Source organism: Rhodococcus sp. DMU1 (assembly GCF_012272955.1).
Lineage (GTDB): Bacteria > Actinomycetota > Actinomycetes > Mycobacteriales > Mycobacteriaceae > Rhodococcus > Rhodococcus aetherivorans.
The window spans coordinates 2,373,718-2,396,678 of record NZ_CP050952.1 but is presented as its reverse complement, the minus strand read 5'-3'; the positions used below and the strand labels follow the sequence as shown (position 1 = coordinate 2,396,678).

Annotated in this window: 20 protein-coding genes and 1 tRNA gene; 10 read left to right on the top strand and 11 right to left on the bottom strand. The window is 70.7% G+C overall.

The annotated features are described in order from the left end of the window. Position 1: 1 nt before the first annotated feature. Genes HFP48_RS11285 through HFP48_RS11275 form a run of 3 tightly spaced genes read right to left on the bottom strand, consistent with a single transcriptional unit; the run spans position 2 to position 3,760 of the window. Complete coding sequence (locus HFP48_RS11285; RefSeq protein ID WP_168579518.1) at positions 2 to 2,398, bottom strand: aerobic carbon-monoxide dehydrogenase large subunit; 2,397 nt, start codon at positions 2,396 to 2,398, stop codon at positions 2 to 4. Beyond that, entirely contained in the window at positions 2,395 to 2,874 is a 480-nt protein-coding gene (locus HFP48_RS11280) for a (2Fe-2S)-binding protein (protein WP_006946620.1), read from the bottom strand. The genes HFP48_RS11285 and HFP48_RS11280 overlap by 4 nt, the downstream gene beginning before the upstream one ends. Before the next feature lie 4 nt (positions 2,875 to 2,878). Then, positions 2,879 to 3,760, bottom strand: coding sequence for a xanthine dehydrogenase family protein subunit M (locus HFP48_RS11275; protein ID WP_168579517.1), 882 nt, complete (start codon positions 3,758 to 3,760; stop codon positions 2,879 to 2,881). 120 nt (positions 3,761 to 3,880) lie between these two features. Here HFP48_RS11275 and HFP48_RS11270 point away from each other — a divergent pair, with 120 nt between their 5' ends. Then, positions 3,881 to 4,600, top strand: coding sequence for a dienelactone hydrolase family protein (locus HFP48_RS11270; protein WP_210432821.1), 720 nt, complete (start codon positions 3,881 to 3,883; stop codon positions 4,598 to 4,600). Between the two features lie 35 nt (positions 4,601 to 4,635). Continuing rightward, a tRNA-Arg gene (locus HFP48_RS11265) sits at positions 4,636 to 4,709 on the top strand. 152 nt (positions 4,710 to 4,861) lie between these two features. On the opposite strand, the gene HFP48_RS11260 is transcribed toward HFP48_RS11265, so the two are convergent. Both HFP48_RS11260 and HFP48_RS11255 read right to left on the bottom strand, forming a co-directional pair. Beyond that, positions 4,862 to 5,731 carry an SDR family NAD(P)-dependent oxidoreductase gene (locus HFP48_RS11260; RefSeq protein ID WP_006946625.1) on the bottom strand — a complete coding sequence of 290 codons (870 nt, stop codon included), beginning with the start codon at positions 5,729 to 5,731 and terminating at the stop codon, positions 4,862 to 4,864. Further along, positions 5,728 to 6,258, bottom strand: a complete 531-nt coding sequence (locus tag HFP48_RS11255; RefSeq protein WP_029543045.1) for an NUDIX domain-containing protein — start codon at positions 6,256 to 6,258, stop codon at positions 5,728 to 5,730. Before HFP48_RS11255 ends, HFP48_RS11260 begins: the two co-directional genes overlap by 4 nt. 100 nt (positions 6,259 to 6,358) lie before the next feature. Here HFP48_RS11255 and HFP48_RS11250 point away from each other — a divergent pair, with 100 nt between their 5' ends. The 5 genes from HFP48_RS11250 (at position 6,359) to HFP48_RS11230 (ending at position 11,578) form a co-directional block, all read left to right on the top strand. After that, positions 6,359 to 6,526 carry a hypothetical protein gene (locus HFP48_RS11250; RefSeq protein ID WP_006946627.1) on the top strand — a complete coding sequence of 56 codons (168 nt, stop codon included), beginning with the start codon at positions 6,359 to 6,361 and terminating at the stop codon, positions 6,524 to 6,526. A gap of 141 nt (positions 6,527 to 6,667) precedes the next feature. Then, complete coding sequence (locus HFP48_RS11245) at positions 6,668 to 6,949, top strand: hypothetical protein (RefSeq protein ID WP_043798979.1); 282 nt, start codon at positions 6,668 to 6,670, stop codon at positions 6,947 to 6,949. A 121-nt stretch (positions 6,950 to 7,070) separates the two neighbouring features. After that, positions 7,071 to 10,322 (top strand): trehalose-phosphatase, encoded by a 3,252-nt coding sequence (otsB, locus tag HFP48_RS11240; protein WP_168579516.1) that lies wholly within the window; start codon positions 7,071 to 7,073, stop codon positions 10,320 to 10,322. Positions 10,323 to 10,488: 166 nt separating this feature from the next. Continuing rightward, positions 10,489 to 11,007, top strand: coding sequence for a hypothetical protein (locus HFP48_RS11235; protein ID WP_168579515.1), 519 nt, complete (start codon positions 10,489 to 10,491; stop codon positions 11,005 to 11,007). Further along, positions 10,994 to 11,578 (top strand): hypothetical protein, encoded by a 585-nt coding sequence (locus HFP48_RS11230; RefSeq protein ID WP_029543039.1) that lies wholly within the window; start codon positions 10,994 to 10,996, stop codon positions 11,576 to 11,578. The genes HFP48_RS11235 and HFP48_RS11230 overlap by 14 nt, the downstream gene beginning before the upstream one ends. A gap of 73 nt (positions 11,579 to 11,651) precedes the next feature. Here the strand turns inward: HFP48_RS11230 and HFP48_RS11225 are convergent, their stop codons facing one another. The 3 genes from HFP48_RS11225 to HFP48_RS11215 form a co-directional block, all read right to left on the bottom strand. Continuing rightward, complete coding sequence (locus tag HFP48_RS11225) at positions 11,652 to 13,994, bottom strand: heavy metal translocating P-type ATPase (RefSeq protein ID WP_168579514.1); 2,343 nt, start codon at positions 13,992 to 13,994, stop codon at positions 11,652 to 11,654. A gap of 120 nt (positions 13,995 to 14,114) precedes the next feature. Next, complete coding sequence (locus tag HFP48_RS11220) at positions 14,115 to 15,506, bottom strand: FAD-linked oxidase C-terminal domain-containing protein (protein ID WP_168579513.1); 1,392 nt, start codon at positions 15,504 to 15,506, stop codon at positions 14,115 to 14,117. Next, the gene (locus HFP48_RS11215; protein WP_010596354.1) at positions 15,503 to 17,161 is read right to left on the bottom strand and encodes an L-lactate permease; all 1,659 of its coding nucleotides are present in this window, start codon (positions 17,159 to 17,161) and stop codon (positions 15,503 to 15,505) included. The genes HFP48_RS11220 and HFP48_RS11215 overlap by 4 nt, the downstream gene beginning before the upstream one ends. A gap of 152 nt (positions 17,162 to 17,313) precedes the next feature. Between HFP48_RS11215 and HFP48_RS11210 the strand changes: the two genes are divergently transcribed. Together HFP48_RS11210 and gdhA are read left to right on the top strand one after the other, a co-directional pair. After that, the gene (locus tag HFP48_RS11210) at positions 17,314 to 17,997 is read left to right on the top strand and encodes a GntR family transcriptional regulator (protein WP_010596353.1); all 684 of its coding nucleotides are present in this window, start codon (positions 17,314 to 17,316) and stop codon (positions 17,995 to 17,997) included. A 138-nt stretch (positions 17,998 to 18,135) separates the two neighbouring features. Continuing rightward, positions 18,136 to 19,479 carry an NADP-specific glutamate dehydrogenase gene (gdhA, locus tag HFP48_RS11205; protein ID WP_029543032.1) on the top strand — a complete coding sequence of 448 codons (1,344 nt, stop codon included), beginning with the start codon at positions 18,136 to 18,138 and terminating at the stop codon, positions 19,477 to 19,479. 93 nt (positions 19,480 to 19,572) lie between these two features. Here the strand turns inward: gdhA and HFP48_RS11200 are convergent, their stop codons facing one another. Genes HFP48_RS11200 through HFP48_RS11190 form a run of 3 tightly spaced genes read right to left on the bottom strand, consistent with a single transcriptional unit; the run spans position 19,573 to position 22,158 of the window. Next, entirely contained in the window at positions 19,573 to 19,800 is a 228-nt protein-coding gene (locus tag HFP48_RS11200; protein WP_006939021.1) for a hypothetical protein, read from the bottom strand. Between the two features lie 13 nt (positions 19,801 to 19,813). Further along, complete coding sequence (locus HFP48_RS11195) at positions 19,814 to 21,019, bottom strand: acyl-CoA desaturase (RefSeq protein ID WP_010596351.1); 1,206 nt, start codon at positions 21,017 to 21,019, stop codon at positions 19,814 to 19,816. A 26-nt stretch (positions 21,020 to 21,045) separates the two neighbouring features. Beyond that, entirely contained in the window at positions 21,046 to 22,158 is a 1,113-nt protein-coding gene (locus tag HFP48_RS11190) for an FAD-binding oxidoreductase (RefSeq protein WP_029543029.1), read from the bottom strand. A 95-nt stretch (positions 22,159 to 22,253) separates the two neighbouring features. On the opposite strand from HFP48_RS11190, the gene HFP48_RS11185 reads away from it, so the two are divergent. Then, entirely contained in the window at positions 22,254 to 22,955 is a 702-nt protein-coding gene (locus HFP48_RS11185; RefSeq protein ID WP_029543027.1) for a TetR family transcriptional regulator, read from the top strand. Positions 22,956 to 22,961: the final 6 nt, after the last annotated feature.

The window sequence follows — 22,961 nt, the reverse complement described above, 5'->3', positions numbered from 1 at the left end:
GTCAGATCGGCGGGGTGGGCCGGCCCTGCATCGCCTCCCACACCCGCGACGGGGTCAGCGGCATGTCGGCGTGCCGCACCCCGAAGGGGCGCAGCGCGTCGACGACGGCGTTGACCACCGCGGGCGGCGAGCCGACGGTCGCGGACTCGCCGATGCCCTTCGCGCCGATCGGGTGGTGCGGCGACGGGGTGACGGTGAAGCCGGTCTCGAAGTGGGGCACCTCCATCGCCGTGGGGATCAGGTAGTCCATGAGCGAGCCGCCGAGGCAGTTACCGTCCTCGTCGAACTCGATCATCTCCATCAGTGCCATGCCGATGCCGTCGACGATCCCGCCGTGCACCTGCCCCTCGATGATCATCGGGTTGATGCGGGTGCCGCAGTCGTCGACGGCGAGGAACCGGCGCACCGTCACCTCCGCCGTCCCGGGATCGATGTCGACGACGCAGAAGTACGCCCCGTACGGGTAGGTGAGGTTCTCGGGGTTGTAGCAGATCTGGGCCTCGAGTCCGCCCTCGACGCCCTCGGGCAGATCGCCGGCGCCGTGCGCCCGCATCGCGATGTCCTGGATGGTCACCGACGCGGTCGGATCGCCTTTGACGTGAAAGTAGCCCTTCGTCCAGTCGAGGTCGGCGACGGACACCTCGAGCATGCCGGAGGCGATGATCCGGGCCTTGTCGCGGACCTTTCGCGCGACGAGGGCGGCGGCCGCGCCGGAGACCGGGGTGGACCGGCTGCCGTAGGTGCCGAGACCGAACGGGGTGTTGTCGGTGTCGCCGTGCACCACGTCGATGTCCTCGGGTGGGATGCCGAGTTCCTCGGCGACGATCTGCGCGAACGTCGTCTCGTGGCCCTGGCCCTGGGTCTGCACCGACAGCCGCACCACCGCCTTGCCGGTGGGGTGCACGCGCAGCTCGCAGCCGTCGGCCATGCCGAGACCGAGGATGTCCATGTCCTTGCGCGGGCCGGCACCGACGGCCTCGGTGAAGAACGCCACGCCGATGCCCATCAGTTCGCCCCGCGCGCGGCGCTCGGCCTGCTCGCGGCGCAGCTCCTCGTACCCGACCATCTCCGTCGCCTTGCGCAGAGTGGTTGCGTAGTCGCCGGAGTCGTACTTCCATCCGGTCTTGCTGGTGTACGGGAACTGTTCGGGGCGAAGCAGATTCCGTAGCCGCAGCTGCACCGGATCCAGCTCGAGGTCGTAGGCGAGGCAGTCCACGAGCCGCTCGACGAGGTAGACGGCCTCGGTGATGCGGAACGAGCACGCGTAGGCCACGCCGCCGGGCGCCTTGTTGGTGTAGACGGCGGTCATGTGACAGTAGGCGGCCTCGATGTCGTAGCTGCCGGTGAACACCCCGAAGAACCCGGCCGGGTACTTCACCGGGGCGGCGGTGCCGTTGAACGCGCCGTGGTCGGCGAGGACCTGGGTGCGGATCGCGAGGATCTTTCCCTCCCGGGTCGCGGCGATCTCGCCGACCATCACGTAGTCGCGCGCGAAGCCGGTGCTCACCAGGTTCTCGCTGCGGTCCTCCATCCACTTGACCGGCTTGCCGGTCACGAGCGAGGCGACGATCGCGCAGACGTACCCGGGATAGATGGGCACCTTGTTGCCGAACCCGCCGCCGATGTCCGGGGCGATCACCCGGATCTTGTGTTCGGGCAGACCGGCGACGAGGGCGTAGAGGGTGCGGTGGGCGTGCGGCGCCTGACTGGTCGACCAGAGCGTGAGCTTGCCGCTGATGCGGTCGTAATCGGCCACGGCGCCACAGGTTTCCATGGGCGCCGGGTGCACGCGGGGATAGACCATCTCCTGCCGGGCGATCACGTCGGCCTTCGCGAACGCGGCCTCGGTGGCGGCGGCGTCCCCCGTTTCCCAGTCGAAGCAGTGATTGTCGGTCTTGCCCTCGAGGTCGGTGCGGATCACGGGCGCCTCGGGCGCGAGCGCGCGACGGACGTCGACGACCGGGTCGAGGATGTCGTACTCGACGTCGATGAGCTCGAGGGCGTCGCGCGCCGAGTAGCGGTCGTCGGCGACGACGAAGGCGACCTCCTGGCCCTGGAAGCGGACCTTGTCGGTGGCGAGGACGGCCTGGACGTCGTTGGACAGGGTCGGCATCCATGCCAGGCCCTTGTCCGCGAGGTCGGCGCCGGTGACGACGGCCCTCACCTTCGGGTGGGCCTGCGCGGCGGTGGTGTCGATGCCGAGGATCTTCGCGTGGGCCACGGGTGAGCGCAGGATCGCCAGGTGCAGCATGCCCGGCAGCTGCACGTCGTCGACGAAGCGGCCGTGGCCGCGGATGAAACGCGGGTCCTCCTTGCGCAGCATGCGCCCGTGACCGCACGGCTTCTTGTCGTTGTCGACGGTGTCGAGCAGCTCGGGGGTGGGGTCGACGGCGGTCATGACGGCGCCTTCTCGGTGACGGGGTGCTCGGCGGCCCAGCGGATGGACCGCACGATGGTGGTGTAGCCGGTGCAGCGGCAGATCTGCCCGGAGATCGCCTCGCGGATGGTCTGCTCGTCGGGGTCCGGGTTGCGGTCGAGCAGTGCCCGGGCGGTGATCATCATGCCGGGGGTGCAGAAGCCGCACTGCAGCCCGTGGCAGCGCATGAAGCCCTCCTGCACGGGGTCGAGCACGCCGTCGCGCTCGAGTCCCTCGACCGTGCGCACGTCGTGGCCGCTCGCCATGACGGCGAGCATGGTGCACGACTTGACGGGCTCGCCGTCGACCGCGACGACGCAGGTGCCGCAATTGCTGGTGTCGCAGCCCCAGTGCGTGCCGGTCAGGCCGAGGTGATCGCGCAGGAAGTGGACGAGCAGCAGCCGCGGTTCCACCTCTGCACTGACCTCGTCACCGTTGACGGTCATCGAAACACGCATCGGGTCAACCCCTTTCGGAGGTGGTGAGCCGCTCGACGGCGCGCCGCAGGGTGCGCACCGTGAGCTCCGCGGCGAGGTGGCGTTTGTAGTCGACGGTGCCGCGCTGGTCCGCGACCGGGTCGCTGGCGGCGGCGGCGAGTTCGCCGGCCTCGTGGTAGAGGTCCTCGGACGGCGTCGCGCCGCGCAGCCGGTCGGAGATGCCGGCCAAAGCCTGCGGGTCCGCCCGGAGCGCGGTGAGACCGACGCGGGCGTCGTCGATGGCCCCGTCGCCCATCCACACGGCGGCGCCGGCCGCGGCGATCGCCCAGTCCCCCGTTCGTCGCTCGACCTTGGCGTAGGCGCTCGACCCGCGGCCCCGTCGCGGCAGCCGGACCTCGACGAGCAGTTCGTTGGGGGCGGCGGTCGTCTCGTAGGGGCCGAGATGGAACTCGTCCATCGTCAGCGTCCGGCTGCCGTGCGGACCGCGCAGCACGACCGAGGCGTCGAGGACGTCGCACACGGTGGACAGGTCTTCGGCGGGGTCGGCCTGGCACAGCGACCCGCCGATCGTGCCGCGGTTGCGCACGACGGGATCGGCGATGACCCGTTCGGCGTCGCGGAAGATCGGGAAGATCTCGGCGAGCGCCTCGCTTTCGAGGAGTTCGCGGTGCCGCGCCAGCGCGCCGATCCGCACGACGTCGGGCTCGACGGCGATGTAGCCGAGCTCGCCGGCCAGGTCGTTGATGTCGATCAGGCATTCGGGGGCGGCGAGCCGCAGTTTCATCATCGGCAGGAGACTGTGCCCGCCCGCGACGACCCGGGCTTCCTCGCCGCGTTCGTCGAGGAGTGCGATGGCGTGATCGATGCCGGTGGCGCGCTCGTATTCGAAAGCCGAAGGTACTTGCATGTGGCATACCTCACATTTCAGCTACCTACGGAGTGTATGCCCGCGCTTGCGGCGCGACGGGCGGATTCGCCGCCCGATAGATTCGGACGCAATCACCCGGCCGGAAGGACGTCTGCCCGAATGAACGAGATCCGCACCTCCGTCGTCGCGGTCGGGCCGCTGCAGGGCTACCTCGCGGCGCCCCGGGACGGCAGCGGCGTGGGCATGGTGCTGCCGATGATCACCGGAATCGGCGCGCAGGTGCGCGAGTACGCCGAGGACATCGCAGCCACCGGGATCACCGCGCTGGTGTGGGATCCGTTCCACGGCCCGAACGCCGACGACACCCCGAGGGAACGCCTCTACGAACTCATGAACGGCCTCGACGACGATGCCGCGCTCGCCGAGATCCGCGGGCTGACCGACCACCTGCTGGGCGAGCTCGGCGCCGAACGCGTCGGCGTGCTCGGTTATTGCCTCGGCGGGCGCCTCGCGCTGCTCGCCGGCGCGCGCGACGAGCGGCTTGCGAACGTGATCGCCTACCATCCGTCGATCCCGGCCGTCCCGGCCGCGAACCACACTCACGACACCGTCGCCGACGCCGCGCGCATCGCCGCACCGGTGATGGTGCTGCACGCCGGCGCCGACACGATCATGACGGCCGACGTGTTCGCCGACCTGCAGCGGTCGCTGCTGTCCCGCACCTCGGGCGCGACGATCGTGCACGTCTACCCCGGCGCCGAACACGGCTTCAGCACCCGCGCCCGGCACGGCAACCCTGTCAACGCCGACGCGTACGCCCTGTCGTGGCCGCAGGCGCTGAACTTCATGGCGCAGACCCTCGCCGCGGGCCGCCCGTGAGAGCCGCCGCGGCGAACGGTTAAGATTCTGGCCGCGCCTCCGTAGCTCAGCTGGATAGAGCAAGAGCCTTCTAATCTCTAGGTCGCAGGTTCGAGTCCTGCCGGGGGCACTGTGACACTGCCGGCCTCCGGCCGGGGTGCGCCTGCAGGGTTCGAACAAGATCCACGAAGGCGCATCACACTCCACTCACCGCCCGTAAGCACTGCACGGAGATCTCGCGTCCTCGCGGGGCCGGCCACGTCCCACCATCGGCGCGACAGGTCAGGCGAGACCGGTGAGATGTTCGGCGATCGTCCAGAAACGTCCGGCCTGGGCAACGTCGTGGGACTGCGCGCTGGAGTCGATTTCGTGACACTCGCCGAAGAACTTTCCGCCCACCCCGTCGAGCGACGGGTCGACCGCAGTGAACACCAGCGAATCGGTGGCCGCATCGACGGACGTGGCGAAGGGCATGTGCGGCAACACGTGCGCCATGAACAGCCGCATCAGACCGCGGGTGCTCGCAGCAGCGGTGGTGGGCACGAAACCGGGACACACGGCGTTCGCAGTGATCGGCCGCCCGGCGAGGCGGCGCTGGAGCTCGTAGGTGAACCACATCACCGCCAGCTTGGAATTCTTGTATGCCCGCTCGGGGTTGTAGCCGTGCTCGAGCTGGACGTCGGCGAAGTCGAAGTCCACCGGCGCTCCGCGGGAGCCGGGCAGGTGCAGCCGCGAGCCGACGGTGACCACACGCGCCGACGGGCTGCGCTCGAGTGCGGGCAGGAGCAGGGCGGTGAGCAGGAACGGAGCCAGGACGTTGACGGCGAGGGTCTCCTCGTACCCGTCGACGGTGAGCCGGCGTTCCTTGCTCGTCTGCAGGATGCCGGCGACATGCAGCAGCACGTCGATCGGTTCGCCCCGCTCGGCTTCCGCGACGCCGAAGAACCGGACCTGCTCCAGAGAAGACAGATCGACCCAGCGCGGCTCGACCCGAGCGTCGGGATCCGTCCGCTGTATCGCTTCGGTTGCGTCCTCCGCGGCAGCGCGGGTTCGCGCGGTGAGCAGGACGCGATGTCCCCGAGCGGCGAGCTTCTCGGCCGTGGCCCGGCCGAGCCCCCGCCCTCCTCCGGTGACGAGCACGGTCTTACTCATATGCCCGGTTCTTCCGTTCCTGCACCGGGCACCGGCGGACCGGACGCGAACGACCGGCCGGCAGCGTGCACGCGCTCGCCGAGCCGGGCGAGGATCGGGCGTTGCCCCTTCACGAGCTTGATGGCCGCGACGGCGGGCGGAAACCAGCGAGCGTCGTCCACCTCGGGAAAGCTCTGCACCTTTCCGGACCGCGGCGGCCACTCCAGGTCGAAGGTGTTGCTGCCGACGAAGGCCAGATCGTCGGCGGTCTCACCGGCGTAGACGGTGACGATCTTGCCGGAGGGCTGCTTGAACCGCCCGAGCATCTCGTAGTTCACCTGGGGCGCGGGCATCCCGCATTCTTCCTCGAACTCTCGCAAGGCCACGGCGAACGGGTCTTCGTCGTCGCCGTAGACCCCCTTGGGGATCGACCAGGCCGCCTCGTCCTTGCCGACCCAGTACGGCCCGCCCGGGTGCACGATCCACACCTCGAGCACGCCGTCGGCGTCGAGCCGGTACAGCAGAAGGCCGGCGCTGGTCACTGCCATCGCTCCCCCTTCCCGTCGCCGTACGCTCCCGCCCCACACGGTAGTTCTTCCGGGCACACTGAGACCCGGCAAGCGCGCCCCCGAACCGGAAGGACTCTCGATGACCGATACGACCGGCGACCATCCCGTCACCGCCCGCGCGAACGGACCCGGCGTCGTGCTCGACCTGCCGGAAGGCCTCGGCGTCGCCCTCGACATCGTGCAGGCGAAGGCACTGCTGGACCAGCTGCAGGCGGCGATCGAGGAGGCCGAGCGGTTGGAGGACTGAGACCGGAGACATACGTACCGGTTCGTGCGAACGCCTGCGCGCCGGGCACCCACCGGTGATCATCGAGAGCGGGCTTCGGCAGAGTTCAGGGTCGCGACGGTGTGCCGGCGCCCGGACCGTTCCCACGCCGAAGGAGTCCTCGTGTCGAAGAACGTCGCCCACAGGGCCGCAGCACTCGCCGGTCTCGTCGTCGCCCCGATCGTCCTGGGGGCCACCGTGGGAGCCGGAACGGCCGCCGCCGCGCCGTGGCGCATCGGTCCGCTCTACCGCGCCGAGTTCGCCGGACCGGACGGCGACGCCGTCTGCCCCAAGGCCGAGGCGTTCGATCGGTCCCTCGGCGCCGTCGTCCTCGTGTCCTGTTCGTGGGACCCTACGACGAACGCCTGGTTCTACGTCGTCTTCAACCCGAGGACCTGGTCGTAGCCTGCACCGAAACGGACTGCACGCCGCCGGTCCCGTCATAGAATGGGGAACCCCTTGTGGGCCTGTCCTGCAACGGTGCGGAGGGACAGACTGCCATGCACTCATCATCCGAGCCGAGCCGATGACCACCCCCACGGTCGAACCGCGCCCCCGCGAGCGCCGGCTGTCGGAAATCCCGGACGCCTTGGCATCTCGTCACCAGGCCACCGCCATCCTGCGCACCCGGCGCTACGCCGTGTTCCTGGACTTCGACGGCACCCTCGCCCACCTCGTGAACGATCCCACCGCTGCCACCCTGGTCGAGGGCGCGGCGAAAGAGCTTGCCCGGCTGGCCCGCTACTGCCCCGTCGGCGTGATCAGCGGCCGCGACGTGGCCGACGTGCAGGCACGGGTCGGCGTGCCCGGACTCTGGTATGCGGGTAACCACGGTTTCGAACTCGTCGGGCCGGACGGCGAGTACCACCGGAACGATGCCGCCGTCCCCGCGGTGCCCGACCTCGATCGAATCGCCGGCGCCCTGCGGGACCGCCTGGCCGGCGTGCCCGGCGTTCTGGTGGAGCACAAGCGTTTCGCCGTGGCAGTTCATCACCGCAACGTCGCCGAGGACCGGATCGAGGAGGTCGTCGCAGCGGTGCACGATGCGGCCGACCGGGACGGCCGGCTCCGCGTCACGAGCGGACGCAAGGTCACCGAGCTCCGCCCCGATGTGGACTGGGACAAGGGGCGGGCGGTGGCCTGGGTGCTCGAGCACCTCCGCGGCGCAGAGGACCCGATGCCGGTCTACATCGGCGACGACCTCACCGACGACGACGCGTTCGGCACCCTGACATCGACCGGGATCGGCATCGTCGTGCGCTACAGCGAGGAAGGCGATCGGCGGTCGACGGCACAATTCGCGGTCGACGGTCCGGACCGGGTTCGTGAGCTACTGGAGCGGCTGGCGGATCTGCTCGGCAGCGACCCGGGGATCGCGCCGCCCCCGGACGATGCCTGGACGATGTTCTTCGACGGCTACGACCCGCTCAACGAGAAGCTGCGCGAGGCCCTCTGCACCGTCGGGAACGGCTTCTTCGCCACCCGAGGCTGCGCGCCCGAATCCCGCGCGGACGGCGTGCACTACCCCGGCACCTATGTGGCCGGCATCTTCAACCGTCTCCAGGACGAGGTGGCGGGGAGTGCCATCGACCACGAGAGCCTGGTGAACCTGCCGAACTGGTTGCCGGTGACCTTCCGGGTCGACGGCGGGCAGTGGTTCGACCTCGACACAGCAGAGCTGCTCGACTACCGCCAATACCTCGACCTCCGCCGCGCCGTCCTCATCCGGCGGTTCCGATTCCGCGACGCCGCGGGGCGCACCACGTTGGTGCGGCAGCGGCGCCTGGTTGCCATGCATCTGCCGCACGCCTGCGCCCTCGAGACGACGATCGTGGCCGAAGACTGGTCGGGCCGGCTCGAGATCCGCTCGGTGCTGGACGGCGCGGTCCGGAACTCCCTCGTCGAGCGCTATCGCGACCTCGCCGACCAGCACCTCGAGCCGCTGCAAGCCACCGCGCTGTCCGTCGACTCGGTGCTGCTGGCGGTGCAGACCAACCAGTCGCGGATACCGGTGGCGATGGCGGCCCGGAACACGGTGTGGTGCGACGGGGAGCCCGTTGCCGGTGAGTACCGGCTGGTCGACGGCGACGATCGGATCGGACACGACATCACCGTCGACGTCGAGACGGACCGGCCCGTGACGCTGGAGAAGATCGTGGCGGTGTTCACCGGGCGCGATCAGGCGGTCTCCGAGCCGGCCGACGAAGCAGCCCGCTGGCTTCCCCGGCTGGGCCGGTTCGACGAACTGCTCGACGGCCATGTGCTCGCCTGGGGATATCTGTGGGACCACCTGGGCATCGAGTACGAGGGTCCGGGCCACGGCCACGCCCTGCGCGTCCTCCGGTTCCATCTTCTGCACCTGCTGCAGACGGTCTCCGCGAACACCGCCGACCTCGACGTGGGCGTGCCGGCACGGGGATTGCACGGCGAGGCGTACCGCGGGCACGTCTTCTGGGACGAGCTGTTCGTGTTCCCGGTGCTGAACCTGCGGCTGCCCACGCTGACCCGGTCGTTGCTGCGCTACCGCTACCGCCGCCTGCGGGAGGCCCGCCGGATGGCGCGCGAAGCCGGTCACCGCGGTGCGATGTTCCCGTGGCAGTCGGGCAGCGACGGCCGCGAGGAGAGCCCGCAACTGCACCTCAATCCCAGATCCGGCCGCTGGAACCCGGACCCCAGCCGGCGCCAGCACCACACCGGCATCGCGATCGCCCACAACGTGTGGCAGTACTACCAGGTGACCGGCGACCTGGAGTTCCTGATCGAGTACGGCGCCGAGATGCTCGTGGAGATCGCCCGCTTCTACGCCGATCTCGCGTCCTACGACGAGGAACGCGGACGGTACAGCATCCGCGGCGTCATCGGCCCCGACGAGTTCCATTCCGGCTACCCCGACGCACCGTACGACGGAATCGACAACAACGCGTACACCAACGTCATGTCGGTCTGGGTGATCCTGCGCGCCCTCGAGGCGCTCGAGCTGATCCCGCTGCAGATCCGCTCGTACCTGACCCAGGCCCTGGGGCTGCACGCGCAGGAGACGGCGCGCTGGGAGGACGTCACCCGCAGAATGTTCGTCCCGTTCCACGATCGTGTCCTCAGCCAGTTCGAGGGGTACGAACGCCTCGCCGAACTGGACTGGGACGGCTACCGGCGGCGCTACGGCGACATCCAGCGCCTCGACCGGATCCTCGAGGCCGAGGGCGACGACGTCAACCGCTACCAGGCGTCGAAGCAGGCCGACGTGCTGATGCTGTTCTATCTGCTGTCCTCCGACGAACTGCGGGAACTGCTCGAACGGCTCGGCTACCGGTTCCCGAACGAGGACATCCCGCGGACCATCGACTACTACATGGCGCGAACGTCGCACGGTTCCACCCTGAGCGGGGTCGTCCATTCCTGGGTGCTGGCACGCGCCCACCGGGACGAGGCCGTCGACTTCTTCTACCAGGCGCTGAGAGCCGACATCGCCGATATCCAGGGCGGCACCACGATGGAGGGCATCCACCTGGCGGCCATGGCCGGCAGCGTCGATCTGTTGCAGCGGTGCGTCCCGGGCCTCGAGACCCGGGGCGACCGGCTCGTGTTCGCCCCGCAGTGGCCCGAACCACTCGGTGCCCTCGAATTCCCGATCTTCTACCGGGGGCACCGCCTTCGCCTGCGCATCAGCGGCACAGAGGTGCAGGTGAGCGCCGGTCCCGGGATGCAGGCGCCGATCGAGATCGAATGCCGCGGCCGGGTCGCCCAACTGCACCCGGGAGGCACGGTTCGCCTGAGCTAGTGCGACGACGACGAACCCGCGACCGAGGGCAGGGCGTCGGGCCTTCGCCGCGTCGGCATCGCCCGTGCGGCGTCGTTGGGGACCTACGGCCCTGGAACGAGCACGGTTCCGCGGTTCACGATGAGAGGGGGCCCGCTTCCGCGGGCCGTGGTCAGGAGGACGGGCCGTGGAGTCTGCTGCCTCGTACGTCCGGAAGCAGGCCGTCGTCACCGGCCGGGTGAACGTCGTCGTCAATCCGCTGCTGGCGTGGGCGGGCAAGCGCGGCACGTCGTTCGTGCCGCTGTGGTCGGCCGACGGGATCGTCGTTGACATCGCGCTGACCGCGATCATCCTCTCCGTGCTCGTCTCCTGGTTCTCCGCCGCCGGGGTGCGACGGGCACTGCGGGCAGGGCTCGATGCGACCCCCGCCGACGCCCCGCAGGCCGGTCGGTGGCTGGCGCGATTGCCGTCCGGCACCTGGTCTCTGGGCCTGTCGCTCGGGGTGGCGGCCGCGGCCGTCTCCGTGCTCGCGATCTGGGTGCTGCACCTCCTCGGTGTGTCGGGGCTGTCGACGGGATGGTTCCTGGTGCTGAAGGCCGTCTACGGCGGTGTCCTCGGCTACCTCGTCGCGCGCTGGGTGATGGTCCGGCAACTGTCGGCGACTCGAACCGCGCAGCTTCCGAGGAGCAACAATGCCGGACGGTGAATCCACCGCGACCGAACGGCAGCTGCCGGTCTTCGAGCAGCGGGTCGTACGCGCGCGGGTGGTCGACGCCCCGGCCGGGGACACGTTCGCCGCGATCCGGCGCATCGACTTCATGCGGTCCCCGGTGATCGCCGCCCCCAATCTGGCCCGGATGGCCTTCGACGCCGTGCGCGCGCCGCGGCGTCGGGAGGTGCGGGCGCACCGCTCGATCCGCCTCGGTGACCTGATCGGTCCGCAGGGCGGCTTCGAGGTGGTCGCCGAGGAACCGGGGCGGGAACTCGTGCTCGGCTTCGTCGGTCGGTGGTGGGAGCCGGGTTACGGCCGCGTCGACTGGGATCCCGGGGCGCCCCTGTCGAGCATCGCGATTCCCGAATGCGGGGTCGGCACATGGAGTTTCACCGTCCTGCCGTACGACGCGCAGACCTGCGTCCTGCTCACCGAGATCCGAGTGCACGGCACCGACGAAAAGGCCCGCAGACTCTTCCGCCGCTACTGGACGGCGGTCGGGCCGTTCGTGCGGGCCATGGCACGGCCGACTCTGTCGATGATCGCGGCCGAAGCCCGGCGCTGACCCGGCCGTCCCACCGCGAACATCGCACCGGCAGAACCGGATACGTACGGCCGCAGCCGTCCGCCCGGACCGGTCATGCCGAGCCGTCCGCCCGTTCGGCCTCGGGCGCGAGGGTGAAGTAGTTCTCCTCCTCCTGCACGAAGTGCAGCCGCAGCAGCGCGTACAGCCCGTACAGGCAGGCGAGCAGGTCGTCGCACTGGTCCGGTCGCAGCCCGCCGGCGGCGTCGGCCTGCGCCAGGTGCGTGCGCAGGCGGCGGCTGAGCCGGTCGATCTCGGCATGCATCCGGCTCATCGTCGCGGTCGCCTCCCCGCTGCCGAGCGGCACCGCGAGCGCCGGGTACAGCTCGCTGTCCTCGGCCTGCTCGTGCGGCAGCAGCGTGTCGAACAGGAACGCGTCGACGCGGCGCAGCGCCGTGTGGGCGGCGGGCCGATCGCCGGACGCGAGCAGCTGGGCGGTGTCGCGCAGGATCGACAGCTCGTCACGCAGGACGTCGTGTTCGGCCGAGAACCGGTGCAGCATCGCCTCGGTGTCGTCGGGCAGGGCCAGCTCCCGGTCCCGGTCGCCGCGCAGGGCGCGCAGGGCGTTGAGGATCACCGCGACGTCGATGCCCTCCTGCAGCAGCGCACCCACCGCGGGAGGCAGGTAGCCGAACGCGGCGAAGCCCATGGCGACCAGCGACAGGCCCATGCCGACCGTGGCGCTCTGCACGGCGATACGCCGGGAGCGACGCGCGATCTCCATGGCATCGGCGAGCCGGTCGAGGCGGTCGGTGGTGAGCACGATGTCCGCCGCCTCCGAGCTCGCCGTGGATCCGCGGGCGCCCATCGCGACGCCGACGGTCGCGGCGGCGAGGGCGGGGGCGTCGTTGACGCCGTCGCCGACCATCACCGTCACCGCCGACTCCCGCTCGGCACGCACACCGTTCACCTTGTCCGCCGGGGTCTGCTCGGCATAGACCCCGTCGAGGCCGAGGACGGAGCCGATCTCCTCGGCCGGTTCGCGACGGTCGCCGGTGAGCATGACCAGCCGGTCCAGCCCGGCCGAGCGCAGCCGCCGCAGCGTGCGGGCGGCGTCGCGGCGCAGCGGGTCCACGAGCAGCAGGGCGCCGGCCAGGTCACCGTCGACGGTGACCCAGGCGACGACGGCGCCGTCGAGCGCGGCACGGCTGAGCACCGCCCGGGCCCAGCCGGGCGCGTCGGCGGGCAGCGGCAGGCTGCCGACGGTGACGCGCCGGCCGTCGACGGTCGCGGCCACGCCGGTGCCGGCCTGCTCGGCGACGTCGGTGGGCAGCGACAGGGTCAGCCCGCGCATCTTCGCCTCCTGCACGATGGCCTCGGCGAGCACGTGCGGGGAGAGCTGGTCGGCGGACGCCGCCAGGCGCAGCAGCTCGGCGCCGTCGCCCCCGGGTGCGGTGACGATGTCGGCGCCGGCGGGCCGGCCGCTGGTGAGCGTGCCCGTCTTGTCCATCACCAGCGTCGTCGCGTGCCCGAGGTTCTCGAGTGCGCCGCCGCTGCGGATCACCACCCCCAGGCGCGAGGCGCGGGAGAGACCGGAGACGATCGCGACGGGCGCGGCGAGCAGCAGGGGGCACGGGGTGGCCACCACCAGCACGGCGACGGCACGGGTCGCCGACCCGCTGAACAGCCACGCGAGCCCCGCCACCGTCAGCGACAGCGGCAGGAACCACGCGGCGACCCGGTCCGCGATCCGCACCACCGGGGCGCTCTCGGCGGCGGCCTCGCGGGCCAGGCGCACGATGCCGGCGTAGGTGCTGTCCTCGGCGGTGGCACGGGCGTGGATCTCGAAGGCGCCGCCGGCGGCGACGACGCCGCTGCGCACGGCCTCCCCGGTGCGGCGCTGCACGTGCATCGGCTCGCCGGTGAGGACGGACTCGTCGAGCACCGCGAGTTCGGAGGTGATCCAGCCGTCGACCGGCACCACCTCGCCCGGCCCGACGACCAGGGTGTCCCCGGGTACGACGTCGCCGAGCGGCACCACCTGCACCTCGTCGCCGACGCGGCGGCGCGCGGTGTGCGGGGCGTGCTCGAGCAGGGCCCGCAGGTCCTTGGTGGCGCGGCGTTCCGCGGCGGCGTCGAGGGCCTGCCCCGACGCGAGCATCACGCCGATCAGCGCCCCGGCGACGTACTCGCCGACCAGCAGGGTGCCGACCAGGGAGAGCACCGCGATCAGATCCACCCCGACGCGGCCGCGGCGCAGCGCGTCGATCACCCACCAGGTCGCGGGCACGATCGCGACGACGGTGCCGGCGATCCAGCAGGCGTCGGCGACGGCGTGGGCACCGAGAAGCCAGGCGATGCCCCCGGCCGTCAGGGCGGTGAGGGTGACGGCGAGCAGCGCGGGTTCGAAGGCGCGGCGCAGCCGCTCCCGCCGCGTGGATTCCGGTTGTGTCGCCACTGCCGCACTCCCCCGTTCCGCACCGGTGCCGATGTCACCTCCCACCGTGCCACCACCAGCCGTCGGCCGGGTAGGGACGGAGGTCCGTCGACGGGTCCGTCCCCGGGGGTCGCCGGCCGGTCAGATTCCGCGCCCCGGGTTGAGAATCCCGCTCGGGTCGAACACCGCCTTGATGCGCTGCATGAGCGCACGCTCGACCGTGCCGACCTGGGTTTCGAGGTACGGCTGTTTGAGCACCCCGATGCCGTGCTCTCCGCTGATCGAACCGCCGAGCGCCAGGCATTCGGCGACCATCTCGTCGAACGCCTGCCGGGCGCGCCCCGCGACGACCTCGTCGGCGGCGTCGAACACGATGGTGGGATGCAGGTTTCCGTCCGCCGCGTGCCCGAACGTGCCGATGAGCAGCTCGTGCCGCGCGGCGATCGCCTCGATCGCCGCGAGCATCTCGGGCAGCCGCGGCACGGGAACGGCCAGGTCGTCGAGCAGGGTGCTGCCACACCGCTCGAGCGCGGTGAGCGCTACCCGCCGCGCGGCCATGAACTCCTCCCCCTCCACCGGGTCGGCGGTGTCGTACACCTCGGTGGCGCCCGCCGCGGTACAGGCCCGCGCACACACCTGCGCTTCGGCGGCGGCGTCGCGCCCGTCGCACTGGACGAGCAGCAGCGCACCGGCCGTGTCGTCGAGTCCCATGTGCGTCATGTCGTTGACGGCGGCGATGGTGGTGCGGTCCATCAGTTCGACGAGGCACGGCTCGGCCTGCTCGCGGATCGCCAGCACCGCGGCGACGGCCTGTGCGGTTTCCGGGAAGCTCGCGACCACCGTGGCGGCCGCGGTGGCGGCGGCGCGCAGCCGCACGGTGGCCTCGACGATGACGGCGAGGGTGCCCTCGGACCCGACGAGCAGTTGCGTGAGGTTCAGTCCCGCCACGTTCTTCCGGGTGACGGCGCCGGTGTGGATGATCCGCCCGTCGGCGAGCACCGCCTTGATGCGGGCGACATGGTCGGCCGTGACCCCGTACTTCGCGCAGCAGGTGCCGCCGGCGTTGGTGGCGAGGTTGCCGCCGATGGTGGAGACGGCGCGGCTGCCGGGGTCCGGCACGTACCACAGCCCCCGCTCGGCGGCCGCGGCGGCGAGATCGCCGTTGATCACCCCGGGTTGCACTGTGGCGGTGCGTGATTCGGTGTCGATTTCGACGATGGCGTTCATCTTCTCGACGCTGAGCACGATGCCGCCGTCGAGGGCGTTGGCCGCACCCGCGAGACCGGTGCCGGCGCCGCGGGTGACGACGGGGATGCCGTGCCGGTGCGCGATCGTCAGGGTGGCGACGACGTCGTCGGTGTCCCGCGCCCGGACCAGGGCGAGCGGCACCCCGGCCGGCGTGAGCAGCGACTGGTCGCGCCGATAGGCGAGCATCCGGTCCGGATCGGTGACGACGGCGTCGCCGAGGGCGTCGACGAGCGCGGCGACGACCGGCTCGGTGTCGGGGACGGGAGTCACGACGCTGGTGTTCACGGAACCATCCAATCGAGAACGGGGGTGGACTGCAGGTAGATGACGACGGTGAGGAACACGAGCAACCCGAGGCTCCAGCCGATCAGACGGCGCAGGATGACACCCTCCGCCCCGGCCAGGCCGACCGCGGCCACCGCGACCGACAGGTTCTGCGGCGAGAGCATCTTGCCGAGCACACCCGCGGACGAATTGGCCGCCGCCATGAGCACCGGGTCGAGCCCGGCCTGCTGCGCGGCGGTCATCTGCATGACGCCGAACAGCGAGTTCGACGACGTGTCGGATCCGGTGATGGCCACGCCGATCCAGCCGATCAGCGGCGAGACGAGGGCGAACACCCCGCCCGCGGACGCGAGCGCCATGCCCAGGCCGGCGGTCTGACCGGACAGGTTCATCACGAAGGCCAACGCGAGCACCGAGGTGACGGTGACGATGGTCCAGCGCAGCTGCACGAGGGTGTCGGCGTAGGCGCGGACGGCGCGGCGTACGCCGATCCCGTACATCCCGGCCGTGACGGCCCCGGCGAGCAGCAACAGGGTGCCGGTGGCCTTGAGGTGGTCGAGCTTGAACGTCTGCGCGCTCAGCGGCTTGCCGTCGACGTCGACGATGTCGAGTCCGGGCCAGCGGAACGACACGGTGCCGATCTCGGTGAGCCACGTCTTGACGAACGGGATCTGCGCCACGGTGAAGATCGCGATGATCGTCAGGTACGGGGCGAGGGCCAGCAGCGTGCGCCGCGTCCGGCTGTATCCGTCGAAACGCGACGGCGGGGCGGCGATGCCGACCGCGGTGCCGGCGCCGACCGGTGCGGTGAGGGCGGTGTCGGTCGTGGCGACCAGGCGCTCCTCCGGCTGCCACACCTTCAGCATGCCCAGCACCGCGCCGACCGTGACGATCGCGGCGACGACGTCGGTGAGCTCGACAGTGAGGTAGTTCGCGGTGACGAACTGGGCGAGGCCGAAGGTCAGGCCCGCGACGACCGCGACGGGCCAGGTCTGCCGAACTCCGCGGCGGCCGTCGACGAGGAACACCATCACCATCGGCACGACGGCCGCGACGAACGGCGTCTGCCGGCCGGCCATCGCGGACAGGTCGTCGAGCGGCAGCCCGGTGACCCCGGCGAGCGCGAGGATCGGGGCACCCATCGCGCCGAAGGCCACGGGCGCGGTGTTCGCCAGCAGGGACGTGCACGCGGCTTTGAGCGGTGCCATGCCCGCGGCCATGAGCATCGCCGCGGAGATCGCGACGGGCGCGCCGAATCCGGCGAGCGACTCGAGCAGCGCACCGAAGCAGAAGGCGATGAGAATGGCCAGGATGCGCTGGTCGTCCGAGATGGACCGGATGACCCGGCCGAGCTCCTCGAACCAGCCGGTGACAACCGTGAGCTTGTAGACGAAGAGGGCGTTGACGAGGATCCACAAGATCGGGAACAGGCCGTAGAAGGCTCCCTCGGCGGTCGCGGCGGCGGCCTGGCCGAGCGGCATGCCCCACCCGGCGACCGCCGCGAGCACGGCGAGCGCCAGACCGACGAGGGCCGCGCGGTGCGCCTTCCATCTGAAGACGCCGAGCATGACGAACATCGCGGCCAGCGGGATCGCCGCGACCACGGCCGACCAGGCGAGTGAGCCGCCGATCGGGTCGAGTGTCTGTTGGTACATAGCGCGCCTCTCGTTGTGATGCCTGTCACCGTTCCGAGAATTGTCAGACAAGTACACATTCCTGTCAAGAATGCATGTGCGGCGTCGTGCAAGAATGCTGGTGTTCGCGCAGGTCCGTGCGGGTGCGCGGAGAGCCGGGAAGGAGCGGGGCATTGGTCGGACGCGTCGAGGCCCTGTCGATCGTCGACGCCCTCGCCCTGGAACTGCGGCGGCGCGTGTTCGCCGGGGAGCTGACGCACGAGGACGCCCTCACCGAAGCCGAGGTGTCCCGCGCCTACGAAGTCGCCAGGCCGACCGCCAAGGCCGCCATCGAGAAGCTCGTCGGCGAGGGCCTACTGCAGCGCAGCGCCCACAAGACCGCCCGCGTGCCCCAGTTGGGCCCCGACGACGTGCGTGACATCTACCGCACCCGCGCGCACCTGGAATCGGTGGTGCTGCGCGCGCTCGCCGAGACCCGGGCGGTGCCTCCGGCGGCGTCGGCCGCCAACGCCGAGATCTCGGCCATGACCGAGGCCGACCCGCTCACCGTCGTCGAACCCGACATGCGCTTCCACACCGCCCTGGTGGACGCGCTGGGCAGCCCGCGCACCAGCCGCATGTTCGGCTCGCTCGTGTCCGAGGTGCGGCTGTGCATGGTGCAGGTGCAGGGCAAGCAGCTGCTCACCACCACGAGCATCGCGGCCGAACACCAGCAGATCCTCGACGCCGTCCTGGCCGGCGACGGCGATGCGGCGGTCGAGGTGATCACCCGGCACCTCGGACGCGCACGCGAACGCCTCGTCGCCGCGCTCGGCGGCAGCCCGGGCCCGGAAGCCACCCTTCCCGAGCCCGCGTAGCCGTCCCCCGGTTCGGCCGACACCCTCGACGCCCGGAACCCGGGCATACTGCCCCCTTTTATCGGATGCCCGGTGCCTGCGCCTATGATTCAACGTGTTAACGCCATGTAACAGTTTCCTCACAGTCAGGTGGTGAGCGTGTCGACCCGGGACCGCATTGCAGAGATCTACGAACAGGTGAAGGCGCGCAACGCCGGTGAACCCGAGTTCCATCAGGCAGCCGCCGAGGTGTTCGAGTCCCTGCATGTCGTCCTCGAGCGTCACCCCCGCTACTTCGAAGCCGGCCTCATCGAACGGCTGACCGAGCCCGAGCGGCAGATCATCTTCCGGGTGCCGTGGATCGACGACCAGGGCAACGTGCACGTCAACCGCGGCTTCCGGGTCCAGTACAACAGCGTGCTCGGCCCGTACAAGGGCGGCCTGCGCTTCCACCCGAGCGTCAACCTCGGCATCGTGAAGTTCCTCGGCTTCGAGCAGATCTTCAAGAACGCCCTCACCGGCCTGCCCATCGGCGGCGGCAAGGGCGGCTCGGACTTCGACCCCAAGGGTCGCTCGGAGCAGGAGATCATGCGCTTCTGCCAGTCCTTCATGACCGAGCTGCACCGCCATATCGGCGAGTACACCGACGTCCCGGCCGGCGACATCGGCGTCGGCGGACGCGAGATCGGGTACCTGTTCGGCCAGTACAAGCGCCTGACCAACTCCTACGAGTCCGGCGTGCTCACCGGCAAGGGCCTGACCTGGGGCGGCTCGCAGGTGCGCCGGGAGGCCACCGGGTACGGCGTCGCCTACTTCGTGGCGGAGATGGCCAAGTCCGTGAACTCCTCCCTCGAGGGCCGCAAGGTCGTCGTGTCCGGTTCGGGCAACGTGGCGATCTACGCGATCGAGAAGGTGCACCAGCTCGGCGGCATCGCCATCGCCTGCTCCGACTCCTCCGGCTACATCGTCGATCAGAACGGCCTCGACCTCGAGCTGCTCAAGGAAATCAAGGAGGTCCGGCGCGGCCGCATCTCCGAGTACCTCGACGAGCGTCCCGACGCGCAGTACTTCCCGGGTGGTTCGATCTGGGACGTGCCGTGCGACGTCGCCATCCCGTGCGCCACCCAGAACGAACTGGACGAGACCGCCGCGAAGACCCTGGTGAACAACGGCGTGCGGGTCGTCGCCGAGGGCGCGAACATGCCCACCACCCCCGGTGGCATCGCGGTGTTCCGCGAGGCGGGCGTCGCGTTCGCCCCGGGCAAGGCGGCGAACGCCGGCGGTGTGGCGACCTCCGCGCTCGAGATGCAGCAGAACGCCTCGCGCGACTCGTGGCACTTCGACTACACCGACGAGCGCCTCGCCGGCATCATGCGCGACATCCACCAGAACTGCGTGGAGACCGCAGCCGAGTACGGCAAGCCCGGTGACTACATCCACGGCGCCAACATCGCCGGCTTCGTGAAGGTCGCCGACGCAATGTTCGCGCTCGGCGTCATCTGATCCGAACGCACGCCGACGGCGCGGGGCGGGCACCGGATCCTGGTGCCCGCCCCGCGCTGTCTGTGTGTTCTTCAGCTACCCGGCGTTCTTCGCCTACCCGCCGGACGGCTCGGACGGCGGCTCTGCGACGCGCTCGTCGTCGGCGCTCGCCTTGCGGGCGGCCTCCCGCATCTCGATGCCGTCGCTGATCCAGTCCCCGACCTCCCGGGTGACCTCGCGGACCGCGCCGGTGATGATGCCGGCGATGTTGCCGACGTGCGTCGCCGCGGACTCGGTCAGTTCCTGGAGCGTGTCCTTGTTGCGTTCGAACCTACCCACCATGGCGGTGCCCCCTTCAGGCGCTGTCGTGGGCGAGGGTACCCGCGACGGGCACGCTGCGCTCGATGAGCACCGACGTCGTGGGCTCCTCGGAGACCCAGCTCGGCGGCAGGGCCAGCTTCACGATCTTGCGCCACACCGAGCCGACCTGGGCGAGCAAGCCCCCGGTGTTGTAGGGCAGCCCGTAGCGTTCGCACAGTTCCCGCACCTCCGGCGCGAGCTGCGGGTACCGGTGCGCCGGAAGATCCGGGAACAGGTGGTGTTCGATCTGGTGCGAGAGATTGCCCGACATGATGTGGAACAGCGGTGTGCCGGTGATGTTCGCGCTGCCGAGCAGCTGACGCACGTACCACTCGCCGCGGGTCTCGTGCGCGGTCTCCTCCTCGGTGAAGGACTGCACCCCGGACGGGAAGTGCCCGCAGAAGATGATGGAGAACGCCCACACGTTGCGGACCAGGTTGGCGGCCGCGTTGCCGAGCAGCGTCGGCACGAACATCGGCCCGGACAGCAGCGGGAACGCGACGTAGTCCTTGACCACCTGCCCGCGCGCCTTACGCCACCACCCCCGGGCGAGCGGGATCACGTCGCGCCAGCTGCGTTTGCCGGCGACGACGTTCTCGACCTCGGCGTCGTGCAGCATCACGCCCCACTCGAACAGCAGCATCAGCCCCGTCGCGTAGACGGGATTGCCGAGGTAGTAGGGGTGCCAGCGCTGCGCCGGATCCATCCGCAGGATGCCGTAGCCGACGTCGCGATCCATCCCGAGGATGTTGGTGTAGGTGTGGTGCAGGTAGTTGTGCGAGTGCCGCCACTGGTCGGCGGGACATACGGTGTCCCACTCGAAGGTGCGGGAGTTCAGTTCCGGCTCGCGCATCCAGTCGTACTGGCCGTGCATCACGTTGTGGCCGATCTCCATGTTGTCGAGGATCTTCGACACGCTCAGCGCGGCCACGCCCGCCACCCATGCCGGCGGCAGGAAGCCCACGAACAACAGGGCACGACCGGCGATCTCGAAGCGCCGCTGCGCCCCGACGATGCGGTAGATGTACTCGCGGTCGGCCGCGCCGAGCGAGGCGACGGTGCGCTCACGCAGGGCGTCGAGTTCGCGGCCGATCTCCTCGACCTGCTCGCGGCGCAGCACGACCGGCGACGGGTCGGGATCGCGACGGCCGGACAGGAACGCCGGCAGCGGAAGGGACAGGGGGATGGACAAACCGAACATGGTGTCCTCCAATTGTTTCGAGTGGGTCAGAGGTCGAAGGCCGCGTCGCCGACGGGGACGTTCACGCAGATCTGCACCTCGGCGCCGGGCTCGTCGTCGATCTCGCCGGTGCGCACGTCGCGGGTGCCGCCGGAAAGCCGGGTCACGGTGCAGGAGTGGCAGATTCCCATGCGGCACCCGTGCTGCGGGGTGAGCCCGGCCGCCTCGGCCTGTTCGAGGGCGGTGACGCCGCTGTTCTCGGCGCGGACCCCGGACGCGGCGAAGGTGACGGTGCCGCTCGCGTCGTCGTCGCGGACGACGACGGGCGGGGTGAACTGCTCGGTGCGCAGCAGGTGCGCGGCGCCGGCGTCGCCGTAGACCTCCCGCACGCTGTCGACGAGCCCGGCCGGGCCGCAGACGTAGGCGGGTGCGCCGGCGAACCACGGGGCGACCCGCTCGAGATGACTCCGGTCGAAGCGGCCACGCAACGCACCGTCGTCCGCCCGGGTGTAGGCGAAGGCCACGTCGACGCCGGCGTGGGCGCCGGCCAGGGACTCGATCGCGTCGCGGTGCGGCACGTGCGCGGCGGTGGGCGCGTAGTGCAGGAACGCGACGGTTCCGGAGTGGCCCTCGTCGGCGAGGGTGCGCAGCATCGACAGCACCGGAGTGATGCCGCTGCCGCCGCTGACGAGCACCAGCCGCTCCGGCCGCTCCGCCGGGAGACAGAACTCGCCGGCGGCCGCCGCGAGGTCGACCACGTCGCCCGCGGTGGCGTGCTCGTGCAGGTGCCGCGAGACGACGCCGTCCGGTCGCACCCCGACCGTGAGCTGGATGCGCCCGTCGGCTCGATGCTGGGAACTCACCGGCGAGTAGCTGCGGCTGTGCCGCACACCGTCCACCACCACGCCGAGTTGCAGGTGCTGACCGGCCCGGAACTCCAGGGGCCGGCCCGGGCGCAGCTCGAGCGTCACCGCACCCGGGACATTTCGGTCAACGTTCGTGATCCGGGCGCGCGTGTGCTGCACGGCCAGGAGCGGATCGGCCAGTTCGAGGTACCGATCCGGGTGGTGCGGCGCGGAGAGTACATGCAGCGCCTTGATCAGGGCTTTGCGTCCGATCGACGGCCCCGGCCCGCGTCGGGCGCGGTGAAGCAGGGTCATGGCGTCGCTCCTCTCGAGCGAGAATCCAAAGTCAGTGCACAAATGTGCACTGAGTTCAGTGTGCCAGGGTCGCCCGGTGGGCTGTCAACGATGTTGTGGCGGCCGTCACCACGGTCCCCGACCGCCGCCGCGTCGCACTGCCTAGACTCGGAGCCGTGTCCGCAGCCCCCGTTCCCGAACCCGCGACGCGAGCTGCGCGCAAGGAGCGCACCCGCCAGGCCCTGCTCGACGCGGCGCTCGAACTCTCCGCCGATCGCAGCTTCGCGACGGTGAGCCTGCGCGAGGTGGCCCGCCGAGCCGGGATCGTGCCCACGGCGTTCTACCGCCACTTCGGCTCGATGGAGGAACTCGGCGTCGCCCTCGCCGCCGACACCATGCGCATGCTCCGCACGCTGCTGCGCGAGGCCCGGCGCACGCGCGGCCCGTCCTCGGCGCGGGCGTCGCTCGAGGCCCTGGTGCGGCAGGTCCGCGCCCACGAACAGGCGTTCCGATTCCTGGCCCGGGAGCGCTACGGCGGCCAGCCGGCCGTCGCGCGCACCGTCACCGTCGAGTTGCGGCTGATCACGGGCGAACTCTCCGTCGATCTCTCCCGCATGCCCGGAATGGCGGACTGGGACGTCGACGACCTGGAGATGGCGGCCGACCTGCTGGTGACCGCCATGCTCGAGGTGGTGCTCGAACTGCTCGACGTGGACCGGCCCGGCGGGCCGGCGGAGGCCGAGGTCCTCGCCCGCGCCGAAAAGCAGATGCGTCTCATCGTTCTCGGCATGGGCGCGTGGAAACCTTCCCACCGCTAACGGCAA